The sequence below is a fragment of the Achromobacter anxifer genome (assembly GCF_903652925.1).
Taxonomy (GTDB): domain Bacteria; phylum Pseudomonadota; class Gammaproteobacteria; order Burkholderiales; family Burkholderiaceae_B; genus Achromobacter; species Achromobacter anxifer.
In genome coordinates this window covers 16141-32044 of record NZ_CAHLAR010000012.1, presented here as the reverse complement: position 1 = coordinate 32044, position 15904 = coordinate 16141, and the positions used below count along the sequence as shown (strand labels likewise).

Genomic DNA, 15904 nt, shown 5'->3' with positions numbered 1-15904 from the left:
GGGGGCGCCTTAGGGATTGAGGTTGACGATGAGGTTGCCGTATTCGTCGGCGCGCGCCTGCTGGCCCGGCAGCACGACGGTGGTCGAGCTCATTTCCTCGATCACGGCCGGCCCGTCCACCGGCGCATCCACCGGCAGCAGGGCGCGGCGCAGGATGGGCGTGTCGACCCATCCCGCTCCCTCGAAATAGACCTGGCGGCGTTCCTTCAAGGCGCCGGCCAGGCTGGCGCCGCCTGCCACGCGGGCCAGCGGCGCGCGCGGCACCAGGCCGGTGGCGCGGACCCGGCAGTTGACGATCTCGACCTGGCGGCCGGCCGCGTCGTAGCCATACTCGCGCACGTGTGCCGCGCTGAAGGCCGCGATGAATTCCTCCAGCGGCATCAGCCGCATGCCGTCCAGCGGCACCGCGATCTCGAAGTTCTGGCCCTGGTAGCGGGCGTCGATGACGGCGGACAGGCGCTGCTGCGCGTCGTCCACGCCTTCGCTGGACAGCCAGGCGCGCGCCTTGCCGGCCAGCGCGTCCAGCGCCTGCCGCACGGCGGCCCAGCCGTCGGCGGTGCCGTAGGCCATCAGCGTCTGTACGAAGTCCATGGAGATATCGGACAGCAGGATGCCGCGCGCGCACATGGTGCCGGGCTCCTGCGGAATCAGCAGGGTGCCGATGCCGCAGTCCCGCGCCAGTTCCGCGGCGTGCAGGCCGCCCGCGCCGCCGAAGGCGCACAGGGCGAACTTGCGGATGTCGTGGCCGCGCTCGGTCGAGACCGCGCGCACCGCGCGCGCCATGTTGGAGTTGGCGATGCGCAGGATGCCGTAGGCCGCTTCCTCCACGCTCAGCCCCAGCGGGCGGGCGATCTGCGCCTCCAGCGCTTCGCGCGCCTGGCGGGCATGGACGGCCATGCGGCCTTCCAGCAAAGCCACCGGATTCAGGCGCCCCAGCACCACGTGCGCGTCGGTGATGGTCACGACCTGGCCGCCGCGGTTGTAGGCGATGGGACCGGGCACCGCACCCGCGCTTTGCGGGCCGACCTTCAGGGCGCCCGCGTCGTCGATGCGGGCGATGCTGCCGCCGCCCGCGCCGATGACGTGCACGTCCACCATCTGGGTCTTGACCGGATAGTCGGCCACCAGGCGGCTGGAAGTGAACAGCGGCCGCAGTCCCGCCACCAGCGACACGTCGGTGCTGGTGCCGCCCACGTCGAAGGTGATGAGGTTGGGGAGGTTCGCCACGCGGCCCAGTTCCGCCGCGCCGATCACGCCGGCGGCAGGGCCGGACACGCAGGTACGCACGGGCGCGGTCAGCACCGAATCCACCGACATCAGGCCGCCATTGGAGTGCACGGTGGTCGGCTCGGCGGCCACGCCCATGGCGCGCACGGAGCTCACCAGGTTGCGCATGTACCCGGCCATGCGCGGGCCGACGTAGGCGTTGAGCGCGGTGGTCGACATGCGCTCGTACTCGCGGAATTCCGGCAAGATCTCGCTGGACACGCTCAGGTAGGCGTTGGGCAGGTGCTCGGCCAGGATGTCGCGGGTGCGGCGCTCGTGTGCATCGTTGCGGTAGCTGTGCATGAAGCAGATGGCTACTGACTCGATGCCGGCCGCGGCCAGCTCGCGCGCCACGGCCACCACCTCGTCCTCGTTCAGCGCCTGCAGCACGGCGCCGTCGGCGCCGATGCGCTCGGTGATCTCGAAGCGCCATTCGCGCGGCGCCAGCGGCTGCGGCTTGGTGACGTTGTAGTCGTACAGGTGGGGGCGCGTCTGCCGGCCGATCTCCAGCACGTCGCGAAAACCGCGCGTGGTGACCAGGGCGCAGCGCGAGCCCCTGCGTTCGATCACCATATTGGTGGCGACGGTGGTGCCATGCCCCACGTGCGCCAGTTCCGAGCCTGCGATTTCGTGTTCGCGGATCAGGTGGGCCAAGCCGGACTGGATGGCCTCGGATGGATCGTGCGGTGTCGAAGGCACCTTGAAGTAATGCAGTTCACCGGTGTGCTCGGCTAGCAGGGTGAAATCGGTGAACGTGCCGCCTACGTCGAAGCCGACGCGAAAACGGCGGGCGCCCGGGGCGGATGCGGTCTGGGTCACGCTGGTCTCCAGGATGCTGGCGCACAAGGCGCCGGGAGTGGGATGACCAGAATCCTATTGATGCCCCATCATTCGGTCCAATCAATGATCGGTATCAGGCATTATCATTTTGGTGAATTATAGTTCAGTAAGGGTGGGATTCCGCAGGCTGCGCCTGGTCGAACACCATCCCCTGCGCCTGGCAGACCTTGAGGATCTCTTCCCGCAGCCAGCGGTGCGCGGGGATATTGTCCGAGCGCTCGTGCCAGATCAGATTGACGGTGCGTTGGGCGAAGGGGAAGGGCGCTACGACCGCTTCCAGCAGATGGCTGTAGGGACTGTTGCGCACGGTGTTCAGCGGCACCACGCAGATCAGGTCGGTCTCGGCCAGCAGGCGCGGGGCCAGCGCGAACTGGTTGATGGTGAGCACCACGTTGCGCTTGTAGCCATGGGGCGCGAGCTCATGGTCGATCAGGGTCGGCGTGCCCAGCAGGCTGACCATCAGGTGCCGCGCGCGCAGGAAGCTGTCCAGGGTGAAGCGCGGCTGCGCCAGCAGCGGATGGCCCTTGCGCATGGCGCAGACGTAGGTCAGCGTTTCCAGCGGCAGGGTGCGCAGGGACGAGCCGAAATTCGAATAGACGCCGGCCGCCATGTCGACCTCGCCCTTCTCCAGCAGCACACCGGCGTTGTCCAGCGAGTAGGGATGCAGGTGGATGCGGACATTGGGCGCCACCGTCTGCTGCTCTACGAACAGCGGCCGGATCACCTGGTCCGCCACATAGTCGGACATGGCCATGCGGAACACGGCCTCGGAGCGCGCCGGATCGAAATCGTTGCGTTCCAGGGTGTCGGCGATACGGGCCAGCGCGTCGCGGATCGGCGGCCATAGCAGCTCGGCGCGCTGCGTCGGCAGCACGCCGCCCTGGATCTTCACGAACAGCGGATCCTTCAGCGTCAGCCGCAGCCGGTTGATGGCATTGCTGACCGCGGGCTGGGTCATGTGCAGGGCGGACGCCGCGCGCGTCACATTGCGTTCGGTCATGACCGCGTCGAAGATGCGCAGCAGGTTCAGGTCCATGGAGGTCAGCATCGCAGTCCCGGTTGGTTATCAACGTTGGTGATGAAGATCTATTTTAATTGTTGATTAGCCATATAACACGGGACCGCTTACTCTTCCCCGGGTGCAAGCGCAGTCGTTACACAACGAGGGGAACTCATAGATGGTTAAGTACCTGAAAACTCTGGCCGCTGCCTGTCTGGCGGCCGGGATCGCCACACCCGCGCTGGCCGCGGACAGCTATCCCAGTAAGCCGATCACGATCATTCTTCCGTACGCCACCGGCGGGTCCGCCGACATGCTGGCGCGCTTCGCGGCGCAGGCCCTGCAGACCGAGCTGGGCAAGCCGGCCATCGTCGAGGCCAAGGCGGGCGCCGGCGGCGTGCTGGGCACCGAGTACGTGGCGCGCGCCGAGCCGGACGGCTACACGCTGGCGCTGACCGCCAGCGGCACCATGGCCGTCAACCCCTACGTCTACAAGCTGCGCTACAAGCCGCTGGAAGACTTCAAGCAGATCACGGTGCTGGTCGACCTGCCTTTCGTGGTGGTCACGAACAATGAGTTCCCGGCCAAGAACCTGCAGGAGTTCATCGACTACGGCCGCAAGAATCCCAACAAGATCACCTTCGGCAACGCCGGCCTGGGCACGCAGCAGCACCTGACCCAGCTCATGTTCGCCCGCGCCGCGGGCATGCAGGTCAACATCGTGCCCTACAAGGGCAGCAGCCCGGCCATGAACGATCTGCTGGGCGGCCATATCGACGCGGTGCTGGACAACACCGGCGTGCAGACGCCCTTCATCAAGGCGGGCAAGGTGCGCCCCTTGTTCGTCACCAACCCGGAGCGCGTGGCGGCCTTGCCGGACGTGCCCACCGCGCCCGAAGCCGGCCTGCCGGGGTTCTCGGCCGTGGCCTGGTTCGGCCTGGCCGCGCCCAAGGGCACGCCGGACGCCATCATCGACAAGATCCAGCAGGCCCTGGCGCGCGAGTTCGCCAAGCCTGAAATGAAGCAGCGCCTGCTGGACCTGGCGATGATCCCGCGCGTGTCCACGCCGGCCGAAACCACGGCGCGGGTGAAGAACGATCTGGAAACCTTCGGCAAGATCGCCAAAGAGGTCGATCTCAAGCCGATGTGAGGGACGGCGCGCGGCGCCATGCCGCGCGCCTGCCGCCATCACTGCTTGCGGTTCTCGATCTCCAGCTGCTGCTGGTACTCCGCGCCCGTGCGCATCCGCACGTATTCGGCGTAGCGCTCGCGGTACTTGCGGCTGAACACGTCCGGTCCTTGCGATCCGCGATAGAGCGCCGCCATGCCCGAGCGCTTCCACAAGGCCAGGTCGGCGCGCACTTCGGCGCGCGTCTTCGACGCGCCGCGCGGCTGCGGCGGCGGGTAGTCCTGCTCGCCGTAGGTGACCAGGCCGGCGGCCTTGGCGCGCTGCAGTTCGGCAGCGACCTGCTCGCGCGTCTTGCCGGACGCGGACGGCGCGATGGACGGCGGATAGTCTAGTTCGCCGAACGTGACCTGGCCGGCGTTCTTCGCCTGTTCGAGCTCGATCCTGACCTGTTCGCGGGTCTTGGTTTCGGCTTGGACCGCCGGCGCTGCCACGGCAACGGAAACGGCGAGAATCAACAGGGACAGACGGTTCATGATTTCTCCATAAAACAGTTTCGGCGCTCGTGAAAATCGGAAGAAGACAGGTTCGTCTCCTCGAGGCCGAAGCCCTGCAAGCCGCTATCGCAACGGGCTCGTCAGGGGCATGGAAAGATTCTATGGAGGGGGTACGGACAGAATCCGGACAGGCAGATTAGCTTTCTGTAATGTGGCCGCCGCGCCGCGCACGCGGCCTCAGGCGCCGGTCGCGATGCTGAAGCCTATCGTCGTGATCCGGTTGGCCGAGCGGGCGAAGCTGCGTCCGCCATGCATGCGGGCGATGGCCGCGACGATGGCCAGCCCCAGCCCATGGTGGTTGGCGTCGAACTCGCGCGCGGCGTCGCTGCGGTAGAAGCGGTAGAAGAGCCGCGGCAGGTGTTCTTCCGGTATGGGTTCGCCGGCGTTGCGCACCGCCAGCAGGACTTCGCCGGGCTCGCCACGTGCGATCTCGACCTCGATCACGCTGCCTGGCTCGGCATAGCGCACCGCGTTGGAGACCAGGTTCGACACGGCCCGCTGGAACAGCGTGCGGTCGACCTGGGCCGGCGCGTCGCCGACCACGGCGATCTCCACGCCCGCGTCCAGCGCCTCGGCCTCGTGGTACTGCGTGACTTCTTGGACGATGCCGGCCAGGCTGGCCTGCCAGGCGCCCCTGGCCTGCGCGCCGCGGTCGGCCTGCGACAGGAACAGCATGTCGTTGACGATGCTGGAGATGCGCTGCAGCTCTTCCAGGTTGGATCCCAGCGTTTCGCGCAGCGCCTGCGGCGACGGGCGGGTGCTCAGCGCCAGCTCGGTCTCGCCGATCAGCGTGGCCAGCGGCGTGCGCATCTCGTGGGCGACGTCTGCGTTGAATCCTTCCATCTGCACGTAGGCGCGTTCCAGGCGTTGCAGCACGGCGTTGAACTGGCGCACCAGCGGCCGGATCTCGGTGGGCTGGCCGCTTTCGTCCAGCCTTTCGCCGATGCGGTCGGGGGACAGCTGCGCCGCCTGCCGCCCCAGCGCATCCAGCGGGGCCAGGCCCCTGCGCACCAGCAGCGTGCCCACCGCGGCCACGACGATCGCGCCCGCCAGCGCGCAGGCGAACAGCGTCCAGGCCAGGGCGCGTCGCAGGCGGATGTCGGATGAGATGTCCAGCACCAGCTCCGCGTTCATGGCGTCGCCCGGCGCGCCGGGCAGGGGCAGCGAAAAGGCGATGCGGCGTTCGTGCGCGGTGTCGTCGTCGCCGGCAATGGGGCTGCCGTAATAGACCCGCTCGCCGTCGATCTCCAGCACCAGCGAGAAGTCGGGACGGCCGTAGAAGAAGTCGCTCAGCTTGTGGCGCAGGCGGGTGGAGTCCTGGCTGGCGGCGTTCTCTTCCACCAGATGGCGCACGACTTCCACCTTCTGCTGCAGCAGCGCTTCCTGCCGGCTGGCCAGGTTGAGATTGGTCGCGTAATAGACCGCGGCGCAAACCAGGCCCAGCGCGATGAAGGTCTGTATCGCCAGCCAGCGCGACAGCCAGCGGCGCAGCGACTTGGGATGCCGGCCCGGGGGCATCAATCGCTCCGCAGTTCCAGCACGTATCCCATGCCGCGCACGGTGTGCAGCAGCTTCTTGTCGAAAGGCTCGTCGACCTTCCCGCGCAGGCGGCGGATCGCGACCTCGACCACGTTCGTGTTGCTGTTGAAATTGATGTCCCAGACCTGCTCGGCCAGTTCCAGGCGCGACAGGACCTCGCCCTGCTTGCGCATCAGCAGCGCCAGCAGCGTGAATTCCTTGGCCGTCAGGTCCAGCCGCAAGCCGTCGCGGGTGGCGCGCCTGCGCAGCAGGTCCAGTTCCAGGCCTTCGATGCGCAGCACGTTCTGGCCGATGTTGTCGGGCTGGCCCTGGCCGCTGCGGCGGCCCAACGCCAGCACGCGGGCCAGCAGTTCCGACAGGGCGAAGGGCTTGGCCAGATAGTCGTCCGCGCCGTCGCGCAGGCCCTTGACCCGGTCTTCGAGCTTGTCGCGCGCCGTCAGCATCAGGACCGGCACGCGGCTGGTCTTGCGGATTTCAGAGAGGACGGAAAATCCGTCCATGGCGGGCAGCATCACGTCCAGCAGGACGAGGTCGTATTGGCCTTCGCGCACCAGGTGCAGGCCGGTGACGCCGTCGTGGGCCACATCGACCACGTAATTGTGTTCGGTCAGCGCTCGCCGCAAGTACTCGGCGAGTTTTTTTTCGTCTTCGATTACGAGTACTTTCATATCAGCGGGGTCAACAAAAAAAGTGCGCGGAAGTCCTCGGATTCTGCGTCCTATTCTAGGCGCAATCGGTCGGGCGCAAGAAACGCGCGCAGAGGGCGGCCGGGCCGCCCTGCGGGCGTTGCGGGCCGGCGGCAGGCATGCCGGGCCCCTTGCGCGCTCAGCCCGGCGTGTAGATCTCGGCCAGGCGCGCGCGCTCGGCCGGGGTCTGGGCCTGGATTTCCGCCATCGCGTCGGCGCGGGTGCGCGAGGTGCCCTGCTTGGCCCAGCCCGGCTTGCCCAGGTTCAGATTGGTCAGGAACCATTGCTTGGGATCGGACTTGGCCTCGGCCAGTTCGGCCTTGACCTCATCGCGGGTCTTGCCGGGCGCGGCATGGTCCGGCGCGATGGCGTAGCCGATTTCCGTATTGGTCTGATGCCAGGTTCCCGACGCTTGAGCGGCGTAGGGCAGGGCAAGCGCCGAACCCAGGACGAGGGCGGCGGAAACGGTGCGGATCTTCATGAGTATCTCCTTGGTTGAGCGGTCCGCCGGGCGAGTCCGCCCGGCCGGCGCATACACGTTTTTTGTGTAGCGACGGTGACACTCTACGTAGCCCAGCCCGTCAATTCGCAGACACCCTGATTACGATTTTGTAAGGCGCGCGGACCTTACGGAATTGTCATTTTTCTGTCGGCCGATTGACGAGGGGGCCTGGATACATTGCCGGCTCGCACTCAATTTCCGTCCAGGTCTCTCTTGGTTGAACCATGCGCTTATCCGTACTGCCGCTGACGCTTGCGGCCTTGTTGATCGCCTCGCCTGCATCCGGCGAGGGCGCGGGCGGGACCCGCACTCCCGTTCCTCTTGAGCAAGGCGGCGCCGTGCTGACGCTGGAAAGCGCCTTGTCCGCCGCGCTTGAACGCAATCCGGGCTTCTCGGCCGCGCGCAATGAAGCAGAGGCGAGCGTGGGCTTGCTGGCGCAGGCCGGCGTGCTGCCGAACCCGTCCATCGACGTAAGCGTGGACGACACGCAAAAGGCCACGCGCACCACCACCGCCATGTTGAACGTGCCGGTGGAAACCGGCGGCAAGCGCGCGGCCCGCGTCAAGGCGGCCGAACTGTCCCGCGATATGGCGCGCCAGGGCGTAGAGGATGCGCGTGCCGGCCTGCGGGCCGCGGTCATCGCGGCCTTCTTCGACGTGGCGGTGGCGCAGGAGTCCGTGCGCGTGGCGCGCGGCACCGTGGACATCGCTGGCGGCGCGCTGCGCCTGGCCGAGAGGCGCGTGGCCGCCGGCAAGGCGCCGCCGCTGGAAGGCAGCAAGGCGCAGGTGGCGCTGGCGAATGCGCGCATCGAGGCGCGCGCGGCGGAAGCGGCGTTGCTGGATGCGCGCCGCAAGCTCGGCCTGCTCTGGGGCGAGGCCGAACCCGCTTTCGCCAGCGTGGGCGGAGACCTGAACGCGCTGCCGCAGCGGGCGCCCATCGACGAGCTGCGTTCGGCCCTTGCGGCCTCGCCCAAGATGCAGGGCGGAAAGCTCTCCGTCGATCTGGGGCGCGCGCAGCTGGAGGTGGAGAAAAGCAAGCGCTATCCGGACGTCACGCTGAGCGCGGGCGTGGCGCGCGACAACGAAGCGGGCCGCAACAAGGCCCTGCTCGGGGTTTCGATTCCGTTGCCGATATTCGACCGCAACCAGGGCAATGTCTACGCCGCTTCCATGCAGGCCTACAAGGCCCAGGACCTGTACCGGGAACTGGAGTCCGGCCTGATGGCGCAGCTGCTGCAGGCCGTCAGCCGCTTCGACCTGGCCGTGGGCTCCGCGCGCGAGTACCGCAAGTCGGTGCTGCCGGGCGCGACAGAGGCCTATGAGGCGGCGCGCAAAGGCTTCGAAGCCGGCAAGTTCGGCTTCCTGGAGGTGCTGGACGCGCAGCGCACCTTATCCGACGGAAACATCGCCTACCTGACGGTGCTGGCATCCGTGTACCAGGCATCCGCCGATATCGACCGCATTCTCGGACGTTGAAACGAGCATAAGAAATGGCAGAACAGAAAAACAAGCGATACCCCATGACGAAGGCCGCCACGGCGGCGAGCCTGTGCGCGGCCCTGCTGCTGGCGCCGGCCTACGCCGCGCAGGCCGCGGGCGAGGCGGACCACGGCCATGCCGAAACCGAGCAGGCCGCGCCAGGCGGCGAGTCCGCCAACGAGAAGGAGAAAATCGCGCTGACGCCCGAGCAGATCGCGCTGGCCGGCATCAAGTCCGAAGCCGCCGCGCCCGCGGTGCTGGCGACCTCGGCGCAATTTCCGGGAGAGATCAAGTTCAACGCCGACCGGACCGCGCACGTGGTGCCACGCATGGCCGGGGTGGTGCAAGGCGTGTCGGCCGACCTGGGCCAGCAGGTCAGGAAGGGCGACCTGCTGGCCACGCTGTCGAGCTCGGCGCTGTCGGAGCTGCGCAGCGAATGGCTGGCGGCGGCTAAGCGGCGCGACCTGGCGGCGCAGACCCACAAGCGCGAGCTGCGCCTGTGGCAGGAGAAGGTCTCTGCCGAGCAGGACTACCAGGCCGCCCGCACCGCGCTGCAGGAGGCGGAAATCGCCGTTCAGAACGCGGAGCAGAAGTTGCGCACGGTCGGCGCGGAGCCGCGCTCCAAGGACCTGGGCAGCCTGGAGATCCGCGCGCCCTTCGACGGCGTGGTGGTGGAAAAGCACATCGCGCTGGGCGAGGCCCTGCCCGACAACGCCAGCATCTTCACCTTGTCGGACCTGCGCACCGTGTGGGCCGAATTCGTGATCGCGCCCAAGGACCTGCAGGACGTGCGCGTGGGCGAAAGCGCGAGCGTCAGCTCCGCGGCCTTCTCCGGCAAGGCGGAGGGCACCGTCTCCTACATCGGCTCCCTGCTCGGACAGCAGACTCGCACGGCGACCGCGCGCGTCACGCTGGAGAACCCGGACATGGCCTGGCGTCCCGGGCTCTTCGTTTCCGTCGACGTGGTGACGCGGAAATCCGACGCGGCGGTTGCGGTGGCTGCCGACGCGGTCCAGACCGTCGATAACGAGCCCGTCGTATTCGTCGAGGTGGAAGGCGGCTTCCTGGTCCAGCCGGTGAAGCTGGGCAAGGCCTCGGCCGACAGGGTGGAGGTCCTGTCCGGCCTCGCGCCCGGCACGCGCTACGCCGTCGAGAACACCTTCGTCCTCAAGTCGGAGCTGGGCAAGGCCGGCGCCGAGCATGCGCACTGAGACGGGGGAGCAGCATGTTTGAACGCTTGATCCGCTTTGCCATCGAACAGCGCTGGCTGGTGCTGTTCGTCACCCTGGGCATGGCCGCCATCGGGGTCTACAACTACTCGAAGCTCGCCATCGACGCGGTGCCGGACATCACCAATGTCCAGGTCCAGATCAACGTCGGCGCGCCGGGCTATTCGCCGCTGGAAACCGAGCAGCGGGTCACCTATCCGATAGAAACGGTGATGGCCGGCCTGCCGGGCCTGCAGCAGACGCGCTCGGTGTCGCGCTACGGGCTGTCGCAGGTGACCGTCATCTTCAAGGACGGCACCGACATCTATTTCGCTCGCCAGCTGGTGAACCAGCGCCTGCAGGAGGCCAGGGAAAACCTGCCCGAAGGCGTGACGCCGGCCATGGGGCCGATATCCTCGGGCCTGGGCGAGATCTACCTGTGGACGGTGGAGGCCGATGACGACGCCAGGAAGCCGGACGGCACGCCCTACACCCCGATGGACCTGCGCGAGATCCAGGACTGGGTCATCAAGCCGCAGCTGCGCAACATCTCCGGCGTGACCGAGATCAACGCCATCGGCGGATTCGCCAAGGAATACCAGGTGGCGCCCAGCACCGAGAAGCTGGCGTCCTATGGCTTGGCGCTGACCGACATCATGACCGCGCTGGAAAGGAACAACGCCAACATCGGCGCCGGCTACATCGAGCGCAAGGGCGAGCAATACCTGATCCGCGCGCCCGGCCAGGTCAGGTCCATGGACGATCTGCGCGACGTGGTGCTGGCCACGGTCGAAGGCCAGGCGATACGGATACGCGACGTGGCCGAGGTCTCCATCGGGCGCGAGCTGCGCACGGGCGCGGCCACCAGCAACGGCGAGGAAGTGGTGCTGGGCACGGTGTTCATGCTGATAGGCGAGAACAGCCGCGCGGTGTCGCAGGCCGTGTCGGTCAAGCTGGAAGCCATCAACAAGTCGCTGCCGCCCGGCGTGAAGGCGGTGACGGTCTATGACCGCACCACCCTGATCGACAAGGCCATCGCCACCGTCAAGAAGAACCTGCTGGAGGGCGCGGCGCTCGTCATCGTCATCCTGTTCCTGTTCCTGGGGAACATCCGGGCCGCCCTGATCACGGCGATGATCATCCCGTTGTCCATGCTGTTCACCTTTACCGGCATGGTGACCTACAAGGTCAGCGCCAACTTGATGAGCCTGGGTGCGCTGGACTTCGGCATTATCGTCGACGGCGCGGTGGTCATCGTGGAGAACTGCGTGCGGCGGCTGAGCCATGCGCAGGCGCACCACGGCAGGCCGCTCACGCGCAGCGAGCGCTTCCACGAGGTCTTCGCGGCCGCGCGCGAGGCGCGGCGTCCGCTGTTGTTCGGCCAGCTGATCATCATGGTGGTCTATCTACCCATCTTCGCGCTGAGCGGGGTGGAAGGGCGCATGTTCCATCCCATGGCGCTGACCGTGGTGCTGGCGCTGCTGGGGGCGATGATCCTGTCCGTGACCTTCGTGCCGGCGGCCGTGGCCATGTTCATGGGCAAGCACGTGGCCGAGAAGGAAAACCGCCTGATGGCCTGGGCCAAGCGCCGCTACGAGCCGCTGCTGGAAGTGGCCCTGCGCCGCACGCCGTTGATCCTGGGCGGGGCGACCCTGTTCGTGGTCCTGTGCGGCGTGCTGGCGGCCCGCATGGGCAGCGAGTTCATCCCCAGCCTGAACGAAGGCGACATGGCGATCCAGGCGCTGCGGATTCCGGGCACCAGCCTGACGCAGTCGGTCGAAATGCAGAAACAGCTGGAGACGCGGCTGAAGGAGAAATTCCCCGAGGTCGAGCGCGTGTTCGCCCGCACCGGCACGGCGGAGATCGCGTCCGACGCCATGCCGCCCAGCATTTCCGATGGCTACATCATGCTCAAGCCGACGCACCAGTGGCCCAGCCCGAGGAAGACCCGCGCCGAGCTGCTGGCGGCGATCCAGGAAGAGGCCGGCAAGGTGCCGGGCAACAACTACGAGTTCTCCCAGCCCATCCAGCTGCGCTTCAATGAACTGATTTCCGGCGTGCGCAGCGACGTCGCGGTCAAGGTGTTCGGCGACGACAACGAGGTGCTGAACCGGACGGCGGCCGAGATCGCCGAGGTTTTGCAGACGATCCCCGGAGCCTCCGAGGTGAAGGTGGAGCAGACGACCGGCCTGCCCATGCTGACGGTCAACATCGACCGCGCCCGGGCCGCGCGCTACGGCCTGAGCCTGGCGGACGTGCAGGATACCCTGGCCATCGCCGTGGGTGGGCGCGAGGCGGGCACCTTCTTCCAGGGCGACCGGCGCTTCGACATCGTGGTGCGCCTGCCCGAGGCCGTGCGCGAGAACCTGTCCGCGCTGCAGAAGCTGCCCGTGGCCCTGCCCAGGCAGGAAGGGCAGGCGCAGGCCGCCTACATCCCGCTGAGCGAGGTCGCTTCCTTCGACCTGGCGCCTGGCCCCAACCAGATCTCGCGCGAAGACGGCAAGCGCCGCATCGTGGTCAGCGCCAACGTGCGCGGCCGCGACCTGGGCTCGTTCGTGTCCGAGGCCACCGCGGCCATAGGCGAAAAGGTGCAGGTGCCTGCCGGTTACTGGACGTCTTGGGGCGGCACCTTCGAACAGCTGCAATCGGCGGCCAAGCGCCTGCAGATCGTGGTGCCGGCGGCCTTGCTGCTGGTGTTCGCGCTGTTGTTCGCCATGTTCGGCAATGTGAAGGACGGCCTGCTGGTCTTCACCGGCATTCCGTTCGCGCTGACCGGCGGGGTGATCGCCCTGTGGCTGCGCGGGATTCCCTTGTCCATCACCGCGGCGGTGGGCTTCATCGCGCTGTGCGGGGTAGCGGTGCTGAACGGCCTGGTGATGCTGTCCTTCATCAGCGCCCTGCGCGAAGAGGGCAGGTCCGTCGCCCAGGCCGTGCGCATCGGCGCCTTGACGCGCCTGCGGCCGGTGCTGATGACGGCGCTGGTGGCCTCGCTGGGCTTCGTGCCGATGGCGATCGCCACCGGCACGGGCGCCGAGGTGCAGCGTCCGCTGGCGACCGTGGTGATCGGCGGCATCATTTCGTCGACCATCCTGACGCTGCTGGTGCTGCCGGCCCTGTACCGCCTGGCGCACAGGAACGACGACGCCGAAGAGCTTGAACTGTCGAAACCGGCCGTGGCCGGCAGCCGACCTGATCCGGAGGCCAGCAGATGAATGCTCGACCCGATATCGCCGCGCTGGGCGCGGCCAGCCCGATCCAGTTGTCCGTGATCATCCCTTTCCTCAACGAACGGGAGGTGTTGCCGGCCTGCTGCGCGCGGCTGCGGCGGGTGCTGCGCAGGCTGGGGCTGTCGTACGAGATCGTGTTCGTCGACGACGGCAGCAGCGATGGCAGCGCGGAATACCTGCTGGAGCTGCTGCGCGAGGAAAGCGGCATCAAGCTGGTGCGCCTGAGCCGCAATTTCGGCAAGGAGGCCGCGATGACGGCGGGGCTGGAGCATGCGGCCGGCGCCGCGGTCATCATGCTGGACGCCGACCTGCAGGATCCGCCGGAGGTGATCCCCGACATGGTCCGGGCCTGGCAGGAGGGCGCGGACGTGGTCAGCATGCGCCGGCGCAGCCGCGCGGGCGAAAGCGCGCTGAAGCGGCTTTCCGCCTATGCCTACTACCGTTTGCTGAGCCGCCTGAGCCGGTCCGCGATTCCGCCCGACACCGGCGACTTCCGGCTGATGAGCCGGCGCGCGGTCGTGGCGCTGTTGCAGCTGCCCGAGCGCTGCCGCTACATGAAGGGCCTGTATGCCTGGATCGGCATGCCGACCCGGATCATCGACTACGACCGCGCGCCGCGCGCGGCGGGCACGACCAAATGGAACTACCTGGCCCTGTTCAGGCTGGCCATGGAAGGCATCACCTCGTTCTCGACCGCGCCCCTGCGCTGGGCGACGGGACTGGGCGCGGTGGCGGCCCTGGCCGGGGCCGTGTTCGGCCTGGGCATCATCTTCAAGACCTTGATGTTCGGCGACGAGGTGCCGGGCTATCCCTCGCTGATGGCGGTGATCACGTTCATGGGGGGCATACAGCTGATCACCATCGGCCTGCTGGGCCAGTACGTGGGCAAGACCTATATGGAATCGAAGCAGCGGCCGGTCTACCTGGTGCGCGACGTGCAGCACAGCGGAGCCGCCAACATGGCGGTGCCGGGCTACGGGAGGGACGCGGCTTGCGATTGAGCGCCAGGGCGGTGATCGCCGGCCTGACGGCGATCCTGGGGCTGCGGCTGCTGGCGATGGTGGTGGTGCCGTTTGCGGACACGTCCGAACCGCGCTACGCGGAGATCGCCCGGCTGATGGCGCAAACCGGCGACTGGATCACGCCCTGGTTCGCGCCGGGCGTGCCGTTCTGGGGCAAGCCGCCGCTGGGTTTCTGGGCGGAGGCGCTGTCGATCCGGCTGCTGGGCCTGGGCGAATTCAGCGTCAGGCTGCCGTCCCTGCTGGCCGCGGCGGCCACGCTGGCCATTCTGTACGCGCTGGGCCGCCGCTTGTATTCGGTCCAGGCCGCCAGATGGGCCGTGCTGGTGTACGCCTCCATGTTCCTGCCGCTGCTCGCGGCGGGGGCGGTGCTGACCGACCCCTTTCTGGCATTGGGCGTCACCTTGAGCATGGCCTCCTTCATCCTGGCGCGCGGTCCGGGGTCGGCCGGGTGGCGCTATGGATTCTTCCTGGGGCTGGCCATCGGGCTGCTGTCCAAGGGGCCGTTGGCCGCGGTGTTGGTGGCGGGCGCCATCGTGCCCTGGATGCTGTGGCACAGGAACGCCAGGGCCTGCCTGCGGCGCCTGCCCTGGGTGACGGGGAGCCTGTTGACGGCCGTCCTGGTCCTGCCCTGGTACGTGGCTGCGGAGCTGAAGACGCCCGGCTTCATCCAGTACTTCATCGTCGGCGAGCATTTCCTGCGTTTCGTGGATCCGGGCTGGAGCGGCGACCGCTACGGTTCCGCCCATAGCAGGCCCTATGGCGCCATCTGGCTGGACTGGATTCCGGCGTCGCTGCCGTGGGGGCTGTTCGGCCTCTGGCTGCTGGCGCGAGGCTGGCGCCGCCGGGGGCAGGGCAGCTGGGGGCACCGCAGTCGGCGGGTGAGATGGCTGCGCCGTCCGCGCTGGACCTACCTGCTGGCCTGGGGCGTGGCCACGCCGCTCTTCTTCACCCTGTCGGGCAACATCCTGTGGACCTATGTGTTGCCGGCCTTGCCGCCGCTGGCCCTGGCCATAGGCGTCTGCCTGAGCCGCAGCCGCGCCGTGGCTCCGGCTCGCGCAGCCCTGGTTTGCACGGCGCTGGCGCCGGCGGCGGTGCTGGTCTTCTGCGGGCTGCTGGCCGCGAATCCGGAACGGCTCAAGACCGAAAAGCAGTTGGTGGCGCGGGCCGAGGCCATGATGGCGCCCGGCGAAAAGCTCTACTTCGTGGACAGCCGGCCGTTCTCGGCGCGTTATTACACGCGCGGACAAGCGGGGCAGGTGCCGCTGGAACGGCTGGCGGACGTGCTGCCCCCGGCTGGGGAAAGGGTGTTCCTGGCGGTGGAAAAGGGCGATCTGCCGCGGGCGCGGGAGCTGGCGGCGGGGGCGCTTGCACCGGTCTATTCGAGCCGGCGCTATACCTTGCTGATCGCCGGGCCTGCCGCGCCCGACGCGATCCGATAGCCTGAAATGCGCAT

Annotated in this window: 12 protein-coding genes; 6 read left to right on the top strand and 6 right to left on the bottom strand. The window is 67.9% G+C overall.

Translation table 11 applies throughout. The annotated features are described in order from the left end of the window. Window positions 1-9: 9 nt before the first annotated feature. Complete coding sequence (locus tag HWY37_RS28650) at window positions 10-2085, bottom strand: hydantoinase/oxoprolinase family protein (RefSeq protein WP_176090348.1); 2076 nt, start codon at window positions 2083-2085, stop codon at window positions 10-12. A 124-nt stretch (window positions 2086-2209) separates the two neighbouring features. Further along, window positions 2210-3154, bottom strand: coding sequence for a LysR family transcriptional regulator (locus HWY37_RS28645; protein WP_175210567.1), 945 nt, complete (start codon window positions 3152-3154; stop codon window positions 2210-2212). A 130-nt stretch (window positions 3155-3284) separates the two neighbouring features. Between HWY37_RS28645 and HWY37_RS28640 the strand changes: the two genes are divergently transcribed. After that, a complete protein-coding gene (locus HWY37_RS28640) occupies window positions 3285-4256 on the top strand; it encodes a Bug family tripartite tricarboxylate transporter substrate binding protein (protein ID WP_175210569.1) in 972 nt (323 codons plus the stop codon). 38 nt (window positions 4257-4294) lie between these two features. Here HWY37_RS28640 and HWY37_RS28635 read toward each other — a convergent pair whose 3' ends face one another. The 4 genes from HWY37_RS28635 to HWY37_RS28620 all read right to left on the bottom strand — a co-directional run bounded on the left by HWY37_RS28635 (window position 4295) and on the right by HWY37_RS28620 (window position 7495). Further along, a complete protein-coding gene (locus tag HWY37_RS28635; protein WP_175210571.1) occupies window positions 4295-4768 on the bottom strand; it encodes a DUF4148 domain-containing protein in 474 nt (157 codons plus the stop codon). Window positions 4769-4966: 198 nt separating this feature from the next. After that, a complete protein-coding gene (locus HWY37_RS28630; protein WP_175210573.1) occupies window positions 4967-6307 on the bottom strand; it encodes a heavy metal sensor histidine kinase in 1341 nt (446 codons plus the stop codon). After that, the gene (locus tag HWY37_RS28625; protein WP_175210574.1) at window positions 6307-6996 is read right to left on the bottom strand and encodes a heavy metal response regulator transcription factor; all 690 of its coding nucleotides are present in this window, start codon (window positions 6994-6996) and stop codon (window positions 6307-6309) included. Before HWY37_RS28625 ends, HWY37_RS28630 begins: the two co-directional genes overlap by 1 nt. 157 nt (window positions 6997-7153) lie before the next feature. Continuing rightward, window positions 7154-7495, bottom strand: coding sequence for a DUF4148 domain-containing protein (locus tag HWY37_RS28620; RefSeq protein WP_176090347.1), 342 nt, complete (start codon window positions 7493-7495; stop codon window positions 7154-7156). Window positions 7496-7740: 245 nt separating this feature from the next. Between HWY37_RS28620 and HWY37_RS28615 the strand changes: the two genes are divergently transcribed. Genes HWY37_RS28615 through HWY37_RS34810 form a run of 5 tightly spaced genes read left to right on the top strand, consistent with a single transcriptional unit; the run spans window position 7741 to window position 15890 of the window. Then, window positions 7741-8991, top strand: a complete 1251-nt coding sequence (locus tag HWY37_RS28615) for a TolC family protein (protein ID WP_176090346.1) — start codon at window positions 7741-7743, stop codon at window positions 8989-8991. A gap of 14 nt (window positions 8992-9005) precedes the next feature. Beyond that, window positions 9006-10205 (top strand): efflux RND transporter periplasmic adaptor subunit, encoded by a 1200-nt coding sequence (locus HWY37_RS28610; RefSeq protein WP_175210577.1) that lies wholly within the window; start codon window positions 9006-9008, stop codon window positions 10203-10205. A gap of 14 nt (window positions 10206-10219) precedes the next feature. Then, a complete protein-coding gene (locus HWY37_RS28605) occupies window positions 10220-13414 on the top strand; it encodes a CusA/CzcA family heavy metal efflux RND transporter (RefSeq protein WP_176090345.1) in 3195 nt (1064 codons plus the stop codon). After that, complete coding sequence (locus HWY37_RS28600) at window positions 13411-14430, top strand: glycosyltransferase family 2 protein (RefSeq protein ID WP_175210579.1); 1020 nt, start codon at window positions 13411-13413, stop codon at window positions 14428-14430. Before HWY37_RS28605 ends, HWY37_RS28600 begins: the two co-directional genes overlap by 4 nt. Beyond that, window positions 14421-15890 carry an ArnT family glycosyltransferase gene (locus tag HWY37_RS34810; RefSeq protein ID WP_175210581.1) on the top strand — a complete coding sequence of 490 codons (1470 nt, stop codon included), beginning with the start codon at window positions 14421-14423 and terminating at the stop codon, window positions 15888-15890. The genes HWY37_RS28600 and HWY37_RS34810 overlap by 10 nt, the downstream gene beginning before the upstream one ends. Window positions 15891-15904 lie beyond the last annotated feature (14 nt).

Coding starts and splice junctions, on each gene's coding strand:
- HWY37_RS28615 (WP_176090346.1), top strand. CDS start 7,741: ATGCGCTTATCCGTACTGCCGCTGACGCTTGCGGCCTTGTTGATCGCC.
- HWY37_RS28635 (WP_175210571.1), bottom strand. CDS start 4,768: ATGAACCGTCTGTCCCTGTTGATTCTCGCCGTTTCCGTTGCCGTGGCA.
- HWY37_RS28610 (WP_175210577.1), top strand. CDS start 9,006: ATGGCAGAACAGAAAAACAAGCGATACCCCATGACGAAGGCCGCCACG.
- HWY37_RS28600 (WP_175210579.1), top strand. CDS start 13,411: ATGAATGCTCGACCCGATATCGCCGCGCTGGGCGCGGCCAGCCCGATC.
- HWY37_RS28605 (WP_176090345.1), top strand. CDS start 10,220: ATGTTTGAACGCTTGATCCGCTTTGCCATCGAACAGCGCTGGCTGGTG.
- HWY37_RS28640 (WP_175210569.1), top strand. CDS start 3,285: ATGGTTAAGTACCTGAAAACTCTGGCCGCTGCCTGTCTGGCGGCCGGG.
- HWY37_RS28625 (WP_175210574.1), bottom strand. CDS start 6,996: ATGAAAGTACTCGTAATCGAAGACGAAAAAAAACTCGCCGAGTACTTG.
- HWY37_RS28620 (WP_176090347.1), bottom strand. CDS start 7,495: ATGAAGATCCGCACCGTTTCCGCCGCCCTCGTCCTGGGTTCGGCGCTT.
- HWY37_RS28630 (WP_175210573.1), bottom strand. CDS start 6,307: ATGCCCCCGGGCCGGCATCCCAAGTCGCTGCGCCGCTGGCTGTCGCGC.
- HWY37_RS28645 (WP_175210567.1), bottom strand. CDS start 3,154: ATGCTGACCTCCATGGACCTGAACCTGCTGCGCATCTTCGACGCGGTC.